11 protein-coding genes are annotated in these 16,283 nt (G+C 35.7%); 10 read left to right on the top strand and 1 reads right to left on the bottom strand.

The features are described from left to right. The first annotated feature begins 249 nt into the window (after window positions 1-249). The 10 genes from EMTOL_RS17410 to EMTOL_RS17365 all read left to right on the top strand — a co-directional run bounded on the left by EMTOL_RS17410 (window position 250) and on the right by EMTOL_RS17365 (window position 14,324). Complete coding sequence (locus EMTOL_RS17410) at window positions 250-1,893, top strand: TldD/PmbA family protein (RefSeq protein ID WP_015030632.1); 1,644 nt, start codon at window positions 250-252, stop codon at window positions 1,891-1,893. A 106-nt stretch (window positions 1,894-1,999) separates the two neighbouring features. Beyond that, window positions 2,000-3,364: a TldD/PmbA family protein gene (locus EMTOL_RS17405; RefSeq protein ID WP_015030631.1), complete on the top strand. Its 1,365-nt coding sequence runs from the start codon at window positions 2,000-2,002 to the stop codon at window positions 3,362-3,364. 181 nt (window positions 3,365-3,545) lie between these two features. After that, window positions 3,546-5,186 carry a TldD/PmbA family protein gene (locus EMTOL_RS17400; protein ID WP_015030630.1) on the top strand — a complete coding sequence of 547 codons (1,641 nt, stop codon included), beginning with the start codon at window positions 3,546-3,548 and terminating at the stop codon, window positions 5,184-5,186. Between the two features lie 94 nt (window positions 5,187-5,280). Continuing rightward, window positions 5,281-6,618 (top strand): TldD/PmbA family protein, encoded by a 1,338-nt coding sequence (locus EMTOL_RS17395; protein WP_015030629.1) that lies wholly within the window; start codon window positions 5,281-5,283, stop codon window positions 6,616-6,618. Between the two features lie 114 nt (window positions 6,619-6,732). Continuing rightward, entirely contained in the window at window positions 6,733-7,347 is a 615-nt protein-coding gene (locus tag EMTOL_RS17390) for a DUF4159 domain-containing protein (RefSeq protein ID WP_015030628.1), read from the top strand. Between the two features lie 60 nt (window positions 7,348-7,407). Further along, window positions 7,408-8,382 (top strand): AAA family ATPase, encoded by a 975-nt coding sequence (locus EMTOL_RS17385; RefSeq protein WP_041694222.1) that lies wholly within the window; start codon window positions 7,408-7,410, stop codon window positions 8,380-8,382. 4 nt (window positions 8,383-8,386) lie between these two features. Then, entirely contained in the window at window positions 8,387-9,253 is an 867-nt protein-coding gene (locus tag EMTOL_RS17380; RefSeq protein WP_015030626.1) for a DUF58 domain-containing protein, read from the top strand. A 1-nt stretch (window position 9,254) separates the two neighbouring features. Then, complete coding sequence (locus EMTOL_RS17375) at window positions 9,255-10,457, top strand: BatA domain-containing protein (protein WP_015030625.1); 1,203 nt, start codon at window positions 9,255-9,257, stop codon at window positions 10,455-10,457. After that, on the top strand, window positions 10,454-12,646 hold the full coding sequence (locus EMTOL_RS17370; RefSeq protein ID WP_015030624.1) for a hypothetical protein: 2,193 nt from the start codon (window positions 10,454-10,456) through the stop codon (window positions 12,644-12,646). The genes EMTOL_RS17375 and EMTOL_RS17370 overlap by 4 nt, the downstream gene beginning before the upstream one ends. 40 nt (window positions 12,647-12,686) lie before the next feature. Next, window positions 12,687-14,324 (top strand): hypothetical protein, encoded by a 1,638-nt coding sequence (locus EMTOL_RS17365; RefSeq protein WP_015030623.1) that lies wholly within the window; start codon window positions 12,687-12,689, stop codon window positions 14,322-14,324. 34 nt (window positions 14,325-14,358) lie between these two features. Here the strand turns inward: EMTOL_RS17365 and acs are convergent, their stop codons facing one another. Continuing rightward, window positions 14,359-16,260, bottom strand: a complete 1,902-nt coding sequence (acs, locus tag EMTOL_RS17360; protein ID WP_015030622.1) for an acetate--CoA ligase — start codon at window positions 16,258-16,260, stop codon at window positions 14,359-14,361. Window positions 16,261-16,283 lie beyond the last annotated feature (23 nt).

Here is a 16,283-nt window from a genome sequence, read left to right as displayed (position 1 = left end):
AACTAAAGCAAAGACAAGAGTAAAAGTGTAAGAAATATACGTTTTTCTGTACTTTGCTCAATTTTGAAAATATTGTACACAAAAAGTCGCTAAAAAAGACTATTTCGTCTATCAAATAAAAAAAACAAGTTTAGTTTTGAATAGTTTTAAACATTATTGCATTGATTTTCTTTTGCAAAAATTTCATTTCAACGAATATTTGTACATTTTTACAATAAAATTAATAATCATTCAATCAACAAACCTAACATGAAAAGAAGGGATTTCATCCAGCTATCGGGTATGGGATTTGGAGCTCTAATGGGCTCTTCGATACCAGTGCTAGGAAATATGGTGCCTGTTGAGCATCTTCTTGAACCAGGTGCTGATGTAGCGGCAAAAAAACGAATGGCCGACATTGCACTTAATGCTGCCAAATCGCGTGGAGCAACCTACACTGATGTTCGCATTGGTCGTTATCTACAACAATACCTTTTCACTCGCGAAAATAAAGTTCAAAACATTGTTAATGCCGAATCTTATGGCGTAGGAATACGTGTAATTGCCAACGGTACATGGGGATTTGCCGCAACAAGCGACGTAAGCAATGATGGTATTGCCAAATGTGCAGAGACAGCGGTGGCTATTGCTAAGGCAAACTCAAAAATCCAGAAAGAACCTGTAATTCTTGCTCCTCAAAAAGGTGTTGGTGAAGTTTCTTGGAAAACTCCAATTAAGAAAAACGCATTTGAAGTACCAGTTCAACAGAAAATAGATTTATTGATGAAAGTAAACGGCGAAGCCATGAAAAATGGGGCAGCTTTTGTTACTTCAAATCTATTTTTCATCAATGAACAGAAGTATTTTGCTTCATCTGATGGCTCTTATATCGACCAAGATATTCATCGTATTTGGCCAACCTTTACGGTTACTGCGGTAGATAAAGCTGCTGGAAAATTCAAAACTCGTGATGCAATCAGCTCTCCTATGGGTATGGGTTATGAATATTTGGATGGATTAGCCAGTGAAAAAATCTCCGCTCCAAACGGACTAATCGGCTACCGTAATTCTTATGATATGGTTGAAGATGCAGTAATGGCATCTAAACAAGCTAAAGAAAAGCTAACCGCAAAAACTGTTCAAGCAGGTAAATATGATTTAGTGCTTGACCCTAATCACTTAGGTTTAACTATTCACGAATCGGTTGGTCACCCACTCGAACTTGACCGTGTATTAGGTTATGAAGCCAATTATGCAGGAACAAGCTTTGCAACTTTAGATAAGTGGAAGTCGAAAAACTTCAATTATGGTAGTAAGCAAGTAAATATTGTTGCCGATAAGACTCAACCTTATGCTTTAGGAACAGTTGGATTTGACGACGAAGGTGTGCCTTGTAAGGAATGGGATTTAATCAAAGATGGTATTCTGGTAAATTATCAAGCAATCAGAGACCAAGTAAATATTCTAGGAGAAAATGCTTCCCATGGCTGCTGTTATGCTGATAATTGGAACTCTGTTCAATTCCAACGTATGCCAAATGTATCGCTACGCCCAGGAAAAGACAAACTCAGCGTGTTTGATATGATTAAAGGTGTAGAAAAAGGTATTTACATCATTGGTCGTGGTTCATATTCAATTGACCAACAACGTTACAATTTCCAATTTGGTGGACAGCTATTCTACGAAATCAAAAATGGAGAAATCGTGGGTATGTTTGATGATGTGGCTTACCAGTCAAATACACAAGAATTTTGGAATTCATGTGTTCAAGTATGTGATAAAGACGACTATCGTACTTTCGGTTCATTCTTCGATGGTAAGGGTCAACCTTCACAAGTTAGTGCTGTATCACATGGTAGTTCTACTACTCGCTTCAACGGTGTAAATGTGATTAATACAGGTAGAAAGATTTGATAAAAGTCGCTAGTTCACAAACAATGGTTGATAGTCCAAACTTTAAAATCTTTGCCTATTTTTCTATTGAATGTACTTACACTACTTACCTTAAAAAACTAAACAAATGAATAAAATATTATCAAAAGAAGAAGCTAAAAAGATTATTGATAAAGTTTTAGCATTTTCAAAAGCCGATGAAATGAGTGTTTCACTTAGCGGTGGCCGCACTGGCAACATTCGCTACGCAAGAAATTCTGTTTCGACAAGTGGAGAATCTTACGACCAATCATTGGCTGTAACAGCAGTTTTTGGTAAACGTTCGGGAACTGCAACAATCAATGAATTTGATGATGCTTCACTTGAAAAAACGGTCAGAAGAGCAGAGGAAATTGCTCGATTAGCACCAGAAAACCCTGAATATATGCCTATGCTTGGGCCTCAAACGTACGTAGATTCAAATACTTACGCCGAAGCAACTGCTAATATCGACCCCGAATATAGGGCAAAGGCCGCATTTGATAGTATTGACCCTTGTATCAAGAAGAACCTCACTGCTGCAGGTTATTTAGAGGATTCTACTGGTTTTACGGCTATCGGTAACAGCAAAGGCTTATTTGGATATAATAAAGCAACATCAGTAGATTTTTCGATAACCGTAAGAACAGCTGATGGTCTTGGTTCAGGCTATGCCATTCGTGACTTTAATGATACTTCAAAACTAAGTACAAAAGAAGCTACCGAAATTGCGATGCAAAAAGCAATGGCTTCGAGCAATGCTAAGGCATTGGAGCCAGGTAAATACACAGTAATTTTAGAACCTGCGGCATCTATTGACCTACTTCAAAACATGATGCGTAGTATGGATGCACGTAATGCAGATGAAGGTCGTAGTTTTTTGAGTAAAAAAGGTGGTGGTACAAGAATTGGAGAAAAATTATTTGATGAAAGAGTAAATATTTTCTCTGACCCAATCAATCCTGAAATTCCAGGTTCTGGATTTGGTGGTGGCGGTGGAGGCGGTGGTGGAGGCCGTTTTGGTGGTGGAGGAAGCGATGGCCGTCCGCAAGAAAAAATTTCTTGGATTGAAAATGGTATCGTTAAAAACGTTTACTATTCAAGATATTGGGCAGATAAAAAAGGAGTAAAAGCGGTGCCTCCTCCACAAGGATTTATCATGGCTGGAGGAAGCGAATCTTTAGCTGATTTAATTAAAGGAACTGAAAAAGGGATTTTAGTAACTCGTTTTTGGTATATCCGTGCCGTTGACCCTCAAACATTACTTTACACGGGTCTGACACGTGACGGAACTTTTTATATTGAAAATGGAAAAATTAAATATCCAATTAAAAATTTCCGTTTCAATGAAAGCCCTGTGATTATGCTCAATAACCTTGAAGCAATGGGCAAACCAACACGTGTAGGTGGTTGTTTGATTCCACCATTAAAAATCAGAGACTTTACATTTAGTAGCTTATCTGATGCGGTTTAAAAAGATTTTCAAACCATGTAGGTTATAAAGGCCTACATGGTTTATAGAATAATGGATTTCCACTCAACAATATTTATTACCATTTATCAAAATCCGACACACATTTTTTCACCAAGAAAGAATATTTTTTAAATTAGTCTTCATTAATAAACTTATTATTTAACACAAAACTGAAAAAGCTTTGAAAAGAAGAGATTTTATTCAACTATCAGGATTGGGATTTGGTGGCTTAATGCTTCCGAATATACCAATTATTGGCAATTCAGTATCTCAAGAAGCCATGCTCGATGGAGCAATGGATGTTGCCATCAAGAAGCGACTTGCAGATGCTGCCTTAAATGCCGCTAAAGCCAAAGGAGCCACTTACACTGACGTAAGAATTGGCCGTTACCTTAATCAATTTGTGGTTACGCGTGAAGACAAAGTTCAGAACATTGTAAATACCGAATCTTATGGCGTAGGTGTACGTGTCATTGCTAATGGTTGTTGGGGTTTTGCTGCTGTTGTTGATGCCAAAACTGAAGCAGATACCGCACGTGCAGCCGAAGAAGCGGTTGCAATAGCCAAGGCCAATGCCAAGCTAATGTCTCAACCAGTCATTTTAGCACCTCAAAATGGTTATGGAGAAGTTAGTTGGAAAGCACCAATCCAACGTAATGCCTTCGAAGTTCCAATTAAAGAAAAAGTTGATTTATTACTCGGAGTAAATGATGCTGCATTAAAAAATGGAGCAAACTACGTAAACTCAGTTTTATTCTTGGTAAATGAACAAAAATACTTTGCTTCTTCTGATGGTTCGTACATCGACCAAGATATTCACCGTATATGGCCAATTGCATCTGTAACTGCCATTGACCCAAAAACTGGCAAATTTGAGACACGCCAAGCCCTTTCTGCACCAATGGGAATGGGCTACGAGTATCTTCAAACCAATCCAAAAGATAAAGTTACTGGCATCACAACGCGTTATAATAAGGGTTATGACATGCTTGAAGATGTTACGGCAGCAGCCAAACAAGCAAAAGAAAAACTAACTGCTAAATCAGTTGAGGCTGGTAAATATGATTTGGTACTCGACCCTTCTCACCTTTGGTTGACTATTCACGAATCGGTTGGTCACCCACTAGAACTTGACCGTGTATTAGGTTATGAAGCAAATTTTGCGGGAACTTCGTTTGCAACACTCGATAAATGGCAAAGCAAAAACTTTAATTATGGCAGTAAAGAAGTAAATTTCTTCGCTGATAAAACTCAAGTTGGTTCTTTGGGTGCCGTTGGTTGGGACGATGAAGGTGTAAAAACCAAACGATGGGATTTGGTGAAAGATGGTACTTTGGTCAATTACCAAGCCATCAGAGACCAAGTTCATATTCTCGGTGAGAAAGAATCACATGGCTGTTGCTATGCTGATAGTTGGTCATCGGTTCAATTCCAACGCATGGCCAATGTGTCTTTAGCAGCAGGAAAAACACCACTAACAGTGGCCGAAATGATTAAGGATGTGAAAAAAGGAATTTATATCATTGGCGATGGTTCTTTCTCAATTGACCAACAACGCTATAACTTCCAATTTGGCGGACAATTATATTATGAAATTAAAGATGGACAAATTGCAGGAATGCTAAAAGATGTTGCGTATCAATCAAATACGCAGGAATTTTGGAATTCATGTGTGAAAATTTGTGACGAACGTGATTACCGTCTTGGCGGTTCATTCTTCGATGGTAAGGGACAACCTTCACAATCGAGTGCAGTATCTCATGGTAGTGCAACGGCTCGTTTCAATGGTGTTAACGTAATTAACACGGCACGTAAAGTTTAATCGCTTCATTAAAGTTTACAAAAGAAAGAATTTTCTTTCTAACATTTGTCATGAACTAAAAGAAGCAAAATCATCTTTAAAATCTTGAATAATAATGTCAGTAATATTAACAGAAGCAGAAGCTAAAAACCTCTTAAAGAAGGTTTTAAGCTATTCTAAAGCCGATGATTGCGAGGTCAATCTATCGGGAAATATCAACGGAAACATCCGTTATGCTAGAAATGAGGTTTCTACCAGTGGAGGTCTTACAAATCAAAATTTGCAAGTACAATCTGCCTTTGGTAAAAAGGTAGGGATTGCCACAATTGATGAATTTGATGATGCTTCACTTGAAAAAGTAGTAAGACGCTCTGAAGAATTGGCTCGACTTGCTCCCGAAAACCCTGAATATATGGGTGTATTAGAACCACAGCAATATATGAAATCAGAAGGATATTTTGACTCAACTGCAAATATCAATCCCGATGTTCGTGCGGAGGCTGTGATGAAAAGTTTAAAACTCACGCGTGAGCAAAAATTAGTAGCCGCAGGTTTTTTAGAAGATTCAAAAGGCTATTCAGCCATGATGAATTCAAAAGGACTTTTCGCCTACTACAAAAGTACGAATGTAAACTACTCACTTACTGTGCGTACTGAAGACGGCACTGGTTCAGGTTATGTAATTAAGGGTTTTAGTGATGTAAATAAACTTGATACGGCGGAAGCAACCAAAATTGCGATTCAAAAAGCAGTTGGGTCAAAAGGAGCTAAAGCTCTCGAACCGGGAAAATATACTGTAATTCTTGAACCGACAGCCGCAGCCGTTTTACTCGAAAACATCTATTTTGATATGGATGCTCGTAGTGCCGACGAAGGACGCTCATTTTTTAGTAAAGCAGGTGGAAAGAATAAAATTGGTGAAAAAATAGTAGATGAGCGAGTAACTATTTTCTCTGACCCCGCTTATGCCGATTTACCAGCTTCTCCTTGGGGTGGAGATGGACAAGCACAAGAAAAAAGAATGTGGATTGAAAAAGGAGTTGTTAAAAACCTGTCTTATTCACGCTTTTGGGCGAAAGAAAAAGGAGTAAAACCTATTCCTTTTCCCACAAATTTCATCATGATGGGTGGAAATGCTACACTTGATGAAATGATAAAAAGTACAGAAAGAGGTATTTTAGTTACTAAGCTTTGGTACATTCGTTCGGTTGACCCTCAAACGCTACTCCAAACAGGACTTACCCGTGACGGAACTTTCTATATTGAAAATGGAAAGATTAAATATCCAATTAAAAATTTCCGATTCAATGAAAGTCCAATCATCATGCTCAATAACCTTGAAATGTTAGGAAAAACAGAGCGTGTGGTAAGTACAGAATCGAATCAAAACTACATGGTTCCACCAATGAAAATTAGAGAATTTACTTTCTCTAGTTTATCTGATGCAGTGTAGAATTTGATTATTTGTTATTTGATACTGGTTACTGGAAACTATTTTGTAAAGGATTAATATGTATCCAATTTATTTTCACAAATAGCCAATAACCAGTATCTGATATTCCAACTTATGAAACCATTTATTTTCACGCGAATACAATATAATTCTGGAGATTGGGACACCGACCAAAGAATGCCAACAAATATTCTTAATTCATTAGTTGAATATACGACTATTCCAATAGATGAAAAGGAAAAAGTGGTGCTATTGAGTAGTAATGAGCTATTTAAGAGTCCGTTTTGTTATTTGAGTGGCCATAAATTAGTTGAGTTCTCGAGTCAAGAACGAGACCATTTTTATCGCTATGTACAGAATGGTGGATTTGTATTTGTAGATGATTGTAACCATGATATTGATGGGCTTTTTGCAAAATCTTTTGAACAAGAAATGGCAAGAACCTTTGGAGCAAAGGCACTTCAAAAAATCCCGAATAATCATGCTATTTACAACTGTTTTTTTCAATTTGAAGGCCCTCCTACCACCACTTTTGAGCTAAATGGCTGGGGAGATGACCTCGTTCATGATTACCTAAAAGCCATTGTTATTAATGGAAGAATTGGCGTTTTATATAGTAATAAAGACTATGGCTGTGAGTGGGACTATGATTTTAGGAATAAACGCTGGCTTGCAGAAGATAATACAAAATTTGGCGTGAATATCATTAATTATGCATTAACTATGTAGAAAGTTTAGCTAATCTTCCAAACTACTGATATAACTTAATTGCATCAAAAACAAAGAAAATTGGAAACCAAAGATCTTCATCATTACAAATCTTTAGTAGGAAAATTACCGCTACTAAAAAAAGAAATTGCCAAAGTAATTGTCGGGCAGGAAGCCGCCATCGACGAAATTCTAATTTCATTGCTTGCAGGTGGGCACTGTTTGCTTGAAGGTGTACCAGGCTTAGCAAAGACTCTAATGGTAAAAACTATTTCTGAAGCTTTAGACATGAAGTTTAAACGCATTCAGTTTACCCCTGACCTAATGCCTGGAGATATTCTCGGTACTGAAATTTTAGAAGAGGACCATGAAACGGGAAAGAAATTCTTCAAATTTAATCGAGGGCCTATATTTGCCAATATTGTTCTTGCAGATGAAATTAACCGTACACCACCCAAAACTCAAGCTGCTTTACTTGAAGCAATGCAAGAATATAAGGTAACCTATGCAGGCACTAACTACGATTTGCCCAAACCTTTTCTGATTATTGCCACCCAAAACCCAATCGAGCAAGCTGGTACGTATCCATTACCAGAAGCTCAACTCGACCGTTTTTTACTTTATATTAAATTGGGTTATCCCTCTGAAAGTGAAGAACTTAATGTATTAAAGAATACAACTGGCACTTCAAAACCAACATTGAATTCCATCATGAGTGATGCTGAAATCATTGATTTACAGCACCTTACTCGTCAAGTACATATTTCTGAAGAACTTATTGTAAAAATCAATAAAATTGTACGTTCAACTCGCCCAGCAAATACTACCTCTGCTTTTGTGAAGGAATGGAGCGAATGGGGGGCTGGTCCACGTGCAGGGCAAGCTTTAGTTGTTTGTGCGAAGGCTCGTGCCGTTTTAAATGAGCGTTTTTCGGTAATACCAGAAGATATTGAAGCTCTTACATACCCTATTCTTCGCCACCGCATTGCACTAAATTTTAGAGCAGAAGCAGCAGGTATCAGTACTGATGATGTTATCACGGATTTGTTGAAATAGTAAGATGCTAACAGAAGAACTCATAAAACTCAACAACCTCCAATTAGCTGGTAAATTGGTGAGTGAGCAACTAATGTTGGGCATTCATCATAGTAAAAGAACAGGTTATGGGGTAGAATTTGAGCAATATCGCCATTATGAAATTGGTGATGACCCTAAACGAATCGACTGGAAACTTTATGCCCGAACAGATAAACACTTGGTTCGTGAATCTTCTACCGAAAGTAATTTTCATTTGAAGTTTATAATAGACCTTTCTGGTTCGATGAATTATGTAGAAAATAAAGTCTCAAGGTTAGAATATTGTAAAATTTTACTCGCTTCTCTGTCTTATTTAGGATATCGACAAGGTGACTTAATGAGTTTGTTTGGAATAAAAAATGGAGAAATAGTCACCCTTGTTAATTCTGGAAAACAATCGTTTCAAAGAATACTTTACACGCTGGAAAAAATCGAGGCTCATGGAAATTGGGAGAATACAAATTCACTAGACTTGAGTGTTCTGCAATCGGGAAAACAAAAAGAAGTTTTAGTAATTGCGTCTGACTTATTACAATTCAATGATGAGTGGCTAACTTTAATTAAATCATTGGCCAATGCCCACCGAGAAATACTTATTTTCCTAGTATTGGGGCAACAAGAATTAAATTTCAACCTCAAAGGTTTTTTCAGATTTAAAGATTTAGAAACCGGGCAAGAAATTGAACTTCAAGCGGAAGCAATTAAAGAAGAGGTTAAAAAAAACGCTGAAAATTATTTAACAAAACTTGAAGAAGCATTACAAATTCCATTTGTACACTTGTTCAAAACAAGCTTTGATACTCCAATTGCGAGCGTAATTTTGGAAGCAATAAAGCAAAGAAATTTCTGAAATGGAATTATTATACCCTTACATACTTTGGGGAAGCTTGGCAGTTGGTATTCCTGTTATTATACATTTTTGGCATCAAAAAAAAGGAAAATTAATTGCTTGGGCTGCTACTCAATGGCTTAGTGAAAAAAATCTCCAACAGTCGAGAGGCATTCGACTGGACAATATTTTATTGCTGATAATCAGGTGTTTACTGCTTTTACTATTTGTTTTTATCTTGTCGAAACCATTGTTAATATGGACAAATGCTAGTTCAAAAAAAACAAAAACTCATTTAATTGAAGCCAATCGAATAGTATTTGAGAATTTTAAGTTTGAGATTGATGAAGCTCTTAAAAAAGGAGAAGAATGTTATTGGATAAATGATAAGCCCGTTAGATTTACCTCGATTGAACAATTACCTTCAAATATTGTAAAAATCAATGCCCAATCTTTACAATCAAATCTGAACGAAATGGGCAAACTTATTCAAGACCAAACGCTTGAATTATATCTCATTAATCAGCGTAAACTAACTCAGCTTCCACAGATTTTTTCACCAACTAATCTTAAAATCCATTCAATTATTGATTCAACACGCACTAATAACGTATTTGCTTTCTCTGACAATAAAACATCATTTATTGATGCTGATGGCCAATTAAAAACGGTCAGAAATAATACAAATTCTAAGCAAGAAATAAGTCACGAGGGCATATTTAATGTGGGTATTTTCAATAAAAATACTACGGAAAAGAAACAAATAATTGCTTCTTTATCGGCTCTGAAAGATATTTATGAATGGCAGTTTCAAATTGAATTAGCACCCAAAGAAACGAATAATTATGACATAATTTTTTCAGATAAACCAATTCATATTTCAGCTAAAACTTTAGGATTTTTCAGTAATTCACAAAAGTGGGTCGGAGTTTATGTAACAAATAATGACAACGAAATAATTATCTCAAAACCGCTCACACCACAAACTAACGAATGGGTATTTAATGCCTACTTACCAGAGTTTATTGGCGAAAAAATCATTCAACATTGGCAATTAAACAATGAAAATCTAAAGCCGCTTTCTGAGCAACAATTAAAGGCTTTGTTTAAAATACAACCTTTTCCGCACAAGTCCTCAAATGAATGGTTTGATAAAAGCCTCATTCTAGTATTCATTTTATTACTTTGTTTTGAGCGTTGGCTCGCTATTTCCAAAAACGCATGAATCAACTCAAACAAATCATAACCAAAGTCAACCTCCAGTTGTACACTAAAGCAATATTAGTTTGCTTGTTAGTAGCTGGCACTGCTTATTACATCATTTTATTCTTTGTTCAATCAGAAATTTGGGCATCAATAGCTTTGTTTCTTTCATTTTTAGGGATTTCTCTTCAACAAAAGCTATTTCAGAATAAACAAAAAGAAGCCATCAAAATTATTCATCAAAAACTTGATAATACAGAATATAGTCTCGAATTATTGACACTCGAGCAACCTAATTTAGCCGAACAATTACAACTTGAACGTTTATTAAGCAATAACTATAAAACGCCCATCATTTTTGAAAGAAAACTACTTTGTTTTTTTGGAGTATTTCTTTTAGCTTTTAGCTTTTATAACTGGGGACCTAAATTAAAATGGAATAATCATCAGTTAAAATCAAATTCTATTAAAAACCAGTTATCAACTAATCAAAGATATATTCCAAACTTTGAATCTGCTACGCTAACAATTACTCCTCCAAGCTATACCAATATTGAAAATATTAGTTCAGAAAATATGAATGCCTCTGCCGTTGTTGGCTCAATGCTTAAATGGCAAATCAACTTCTCAAATTCAACCAATTTAAAAGTTAATTTAAGCAATAATCGAGGCGAAGAGGTAGCATTTAAACTCGTTGATGAACACTTTGAATATACAGACCAACTCATTAGTTCGGGACTTTATTCTTTTAAAGCTTATTTTCATGATTCACTTATTTATCAATCAGATTATTATCGTTTAGATGCAATACCTGATTTATCACCGAAAATAGAGCCCACATCCAAAGAACTTTACCAATTACATTTCATTAAAGATTCTAAAAACATTCAAATTTCTGCCAAAATTTCAGATGATTTTTTAGTAAATCAAGCGTTCATCGTTGCTACTTTAGCTCGTGGTTCAGGAGAAAATGTAAAATTCAGAGAAGTAAAAATCCCACTTCCACAATCAAATTTCAAATCTGCAACAATTAGTAAAACCATTGATTTGAGGGCACTTAACTTTACTCCGGGTGATGAGCTTTACTATTATTGGGCAGCTATTGATAATAAACGTCCATCACCAAATTTCTCAAAATCTGATACTTATTTTATTGTTTATAAAGATACTGCACAAGTAGAAGAATCTGATTTGGCAACTATGGCGATGAATATTATGCCCGAGTATTTCAGAAGTCAAAGACAAATCATTATTGATACAGAAAAACTCATTGCCAAGCGAAATAAGTTAAAAAAGCAGGATTTTAATGATATTTCAAATAATATTGGTTTCGACCAAAAAGCTCTACGACTTAGGTATGGTCAGTATTTAGGAGAGGAAAATGAAGGGGCCATTGGAGCAGTGAATGCATTACCAGCAGAAGCAAAGGATGGTGATTTATTAAAAGGCTTCAGACATGACCACGATGAAGGTGAACATGACCATGACGAAGGAAATAAGCATGAAGAAGAAGGACATAATCATGGAACTGCAGCTGAAGAAAAAGACCCCGTTGCCAGTTTGCTGGCAGAATACGTACATTCGCATGATGACGGAGAGGCTAATACATATTACGAGCAATCAACTAAAAGTTTATTAAAGATGTCGCTTGAACAAATGTGGCAGTCTGAACTACATTTGAGGTTATACGAACCAGAAAAAGCACTTCCTTTTGAGAAAAAAGCTCTCGAATATTTAAAGTCTGCTCAACATAAAGCTAGAACTTTTGTAAAAAAAACCAGTTTTGCTCCGCCTCCAATTAAAGAAAAAGAAAAAAGATTGACGGGAGAATTAACCAAGTTTAATTCTGCATTTAAGTTTCAAAAAAATTATACTCAACAGCAATTAGAGACACTTATTGCAGAAGTAATGGGTATAATTTCTGAAAACGAAAGAATTTTAGACAATACTCAAAAATACAAACTTATGGAGTTGAGTGCAGCCATTTCTACCAGAGTTGTTAATAGCAATTTATCAAACTGGAGCATTTTGAGTACCTTACAAGAGCTTATTAATGGTAAAAACATCACTGACCAAGAGCAAACAACGCTAAAAACAAAAATGTATGGTCTTATCAATAAGTCATTGCTCAACAATACAAACCCTAGTAATCAAACATTATTTGTAGAGAAAAAATTGGAGAACGCTTATTGGAAGAACATTAAACAGTAAAATATAAACCATTAATTAAATCATTGGTCGAAAAATTTAGATGAATTTAATTCAACAAATACAAAATCTGAGCATTTATGATTGGCTGTTAGGAATGTCCTTGGTGGCTTTACTATTTATTCAATATTTTAAGTTAATCAAAGAGAAGGGAAGTAAAAGATATGGCGTAAAAGTTGGACTCAATATCGCTCTTTGGCTAATTATTAGTTTATTTATTATCAATCCAAGCTATCATAAACAAAGCGATACCAATAAGATTTTAGTAGTTTCTGAGAATATTCCGCTTGAAATAATTCAAAAAACTAAAGATAGTTTAAAAATACAAGAGTATTTTACTCAACAAAAATTCAATAAGCGTTTACTTGAAAACGACGGTTTTGAAACTCAAATTGGGCAAATATACTTCTTAGGGCAGGATGTTAGGCCTGAGATATTGAGCAAACTTGTAAATCACACCATTCATTGGCTACCATTTTTTAAAGATAATGAAATACAAGAGGTTCAATGGCGAGCAATTGTGAATAAAGGAGATATTCAGGAAATAAACGGAAAAATTCATTCATCTGAAAATCAAAAACTTACACTTAAATGGGGAAATCAAACCATTGATAGTGTTAATCTAAAAAAAGGTTTCAATTATTTTAGTCTTAGAACTCCAGTATTTTCTATTGGACGCAACACATTTGATTTAGTTTTGAATGAAGAAAAAATTCAAGAAATTAAGTTTTTCAGTCAAAAAAATCAACCGATTAAAGTGTTGATGATTCTTTCAAATCCAGATTTTGAAGGTAAAATATTAGCCGATTGGCTTGGAAAAAATGGTAATCAAGTAAAAATAATCAGTAATGTTGCAAAAAATACGCAAAGTACTATTTCAATCAATCAATCAGAAAGTGATTTTGTAGCAGATATTATCATCACTGACCCAAATAATGCTGAAAATACTACTGTAAAAAAAGCCTTTAATGAAGGTAAATCTATATTATTTATTAATATTGAACAAGCAGATTTAGCGGCAAAAAGTATCAATCAAACCTTTGGAACGAACTGGGCACTTAAACGTATCAGTACACAAGAAAATATTCCAATTTTAACAGACTTAACGGCTAAACCATTTGCCTTCCAAAGTACTGATTTTCAAAAACTAAACGCAGAATTTCCAATTGCTATTCAGAAACGAAATGGTAGAATTGGGCTTAGTTTATTAAACGAAACATTTCCTTTAATTTTAAGTGGGGATAGTTTAACATACATGAAAATTTGGCAGGGGACTATACATTATTTATTACCTCCAAAATCTACTACTATTCTTTTGGATGGACCTATATTTTCAAACTCGAAACTTGAAATGAATTTCAATAATGACCAAAAATCTAGTTCAGTAATTATTGAAGAAGATACCATTCAAAAACAGAAATCTCCTATAAACTCAACTTCAAATAAAGTTTATTATTCATTTAAAAATAAAAATTGGCAGAAATTTCAAGATTCTTTAGAGGTATTTGTAGAAGATAACCACAGTGAATTAACCAAAGCAAATGCCATAAAACCATATTTAAACACCTCAAATTCAAGTATAAACACCGAGCAAAAACTTAGCGTAGGTGTTCCCGAATGGATATGGTTTATCTTAATTTTATCGATTTTAACTGCACTTTGGATTGAACCAAAAATTTAGAGGCTTGAATCAAATCCAAGCCTCTAATATAAAACTACTTCAATGCAGCAGCTCCATTCTTAATTTCATCAACGATGTTGGGGTCGAGAAGTGTGGTAGTATCACCTAAATTAGATACATCGCCTTCTGCAATTTTACGAAGAATTCTACGCATAATTTTACCCGAACGAGTTTTTGGCAAACCACTTACAAATTGAATTTTATCTGGTTTTGCGATTGGCCCAATAACACGTGAAACAGTGGCTAAAATATCACGACGAGTAAGGTCTTCATCATGAATCATGCTTTCACAGATTACATAAGCATAAATTCCTTGACCCTTAATATCATGAGGATACCCAACAATGGCACTTTCAACAACTCCAGTGTGCATGTTGATAGCATTTTCAACTTCTGCCGTACCAATTCGGTGTCCAGATACATTTAACACATCATCTACACGACCAGTAATTCTATAAAAACCATTGGCATCACGCATCGCTCCATCACCGGTGAAGTATAAATTTGGGTATGCCGAGAAGTAATTCGTTCTACAACGTTCATGGTCGCCCCAAGTTGTACGTAAAATTGAAGGCCACGGGAATTTAATACAAAGGTTTCCACTTACATCACCACCTTCAATTTCATTTCCATGCTCATCAACCAACATCATTTGAATACCCGGTAGTGGCAATGACGCCCAAGCTGGTTTGAGCGGTGTAATGCCAGCCAATGCTGAAATCATGATTCCACCAGTTTCGGTCTGCCACCAAGTATCAACTACTGGACATTTATCTTTTCCAATATTTTTTGAATACCATTGCCAAGCTTCTTCATTAATTGGTTCACCAACAGAACCCAAAACTTTCAAAGAACTCAAATCTTTTCCTTCTACGTATTCTAAGCCAAAGCCCATTAATGAACGAATCGCTGTTGGTGCTGTGTAAAGAATATTTACGCTGTGTTTCTCAACAATATCCCAAAAACGTCCTGCATCAGGATACGTAGGAATACCTTCAAACAAAAGTGTTATTGCACCATTTGCTAATGGTCCATAGACAATGTATGAATGTCCGGTAATCCAACCAATATCAGCAGTACAGAAATGAATTTGCCCAGGTTTATACTGAAATACATTCAAGAAAGTATAAGCTGAATAAACCATGTATCCGCCACAAGTTTGAACAACTCCTTTTGGTTTTCCAGTTGAACCTGAAGTATAAAGAATAAATAGCGGGTCTTCTGAATCCATTTCTTCTGCTGGGCAATCACTTGTTACGTGTTTTTCTTCCTCTTCCCACCATACATCACGGCCTTTAATCATACTCACAGGCGTTCGTGTACGCGTTGTCACAATTACTTTCTTAACTGAAGGACATCCAATCAAAGCATCATCCACGGTGTCTTTCATTGGAATTGATTTGTTACCACGTACGGCACCATCAGTCGTAACTACTGCCACACATTGAGAGTCATTGATTCGGTCAGCAATTGAAGATGCAGAGAAACCACCAAAAACAACCGAGTGAATTGCTCCAATACGTGCACAAGCCAAAACTGCAATAGCTAATTCAGGAATCATTGGCATATAAATACACACTCTATCTCCTTTCTTTACGCCATTTCGTTTTAAGACATTTGAGAAACGACAAACACGTTCAAATAATTGACGGTAGGTAAGGATTACCGCTTCTTCATTTGGGTCGTTTGGTTCCCAAATAATTGCTGGTTGGTTAGGCTTATCCTTTACGTGTCTATCGAGGCAATTTTCAGTAATATTGAGCTTTCCACCTACAAACCATTCAACTTTTGGCTCAGTAAAATTCCAATTCAATACTTTTTTCCATGGTTTTCTCCATTCAAAGTTATTGGCAGCAATCTCCGCCCAAAAACCCTCTGGGTCTTCAACTGAGTGCTTGTATTGGATTTCGTAATCATTAAAATCAGAAATTCTCATTTGGTAAGGTATTTATTGAATAA

Source organism: Emticicia oligotrophica DSM 17448, from assembly GCF_000263195.1.
Lineage (GTDB): Bacteria > Bacteroidota > Bacteroidia > Cytophagales > Spirosomataceae > Emticicia > Emticicia oligotrophica.
This window is presented reverse-complemented; position numbering and strand designations above follow the sequence as displayed.

What these genes read in the sequence shown, in the direction of transcription:
- EMTOL_RS17410 (WP_015030632.1), top strand. Translation starts at nt 250, where the DNA reads ATGAAAAGAAGGGATTTCATCCAGCTATCGGGTATGGGATTTGGAGCT.
- EMTOL_RS17405 (WP_015030631.1), top strand. Translation starts at nt 2,000, where the DNA reads ATGAATAAAATATTATCAAAAGAAGAAGCTAAAAAGATTATTGATAAA.
- EMTOL_RS17395 (WP_015030629.1), top strand. Translation starts at nt 5,281, where the DNA reads ATGTCAGTAATATTAACAGAAGCAGAAGCTAAAAACCTCTTAAAGAAG.
- EMTOL_RS17390 (WP_015030628.1), top strand. Translation starts at nt 6,733, where the DNA reads ATGAAACCATTTATTTTCACGCGAATACAATATAATTCTGGAGATTGG.
- EMTOL_RS17380 (WP_015030626.1), top strand. Translation starts at nt 8,387, where the DNA reads ATGCTAACAGAAGAACTCATAAAACTCAACAACCTCCAATTAGCTGGT.
- EMTOL_RS17375 (WP_015030625.1), top strand. Translation starts at nt 9,255, where the DNA reads ATGGAATTATTATACCCTTACATACTTTGGGGAAGCTTGGCAGTTGGT.
- EMTOL_RS17370 (WP_015030624.1), top strand. Translation starts at nt 10,454, where the DNA reads ATGAATCAACTCAAACAAATCATAACCAAAGTCAACCTCCAGTTGTAC.
- EMTOL_RS17365 (WP_015030623.1), top strand. Translation starts at nt 12,687, where the DNA reads ATGAATTTAATTCAACAAATACAAAATCTGAGCATTTATGATTGGCTG.
- acs (WP_015030622.1), bottom strand. Translation starts at nt 16,260, where the DNA reads ATGAGAATTTCTGATTTTAATGATTACGAAATCCAATACAAGCACTCA.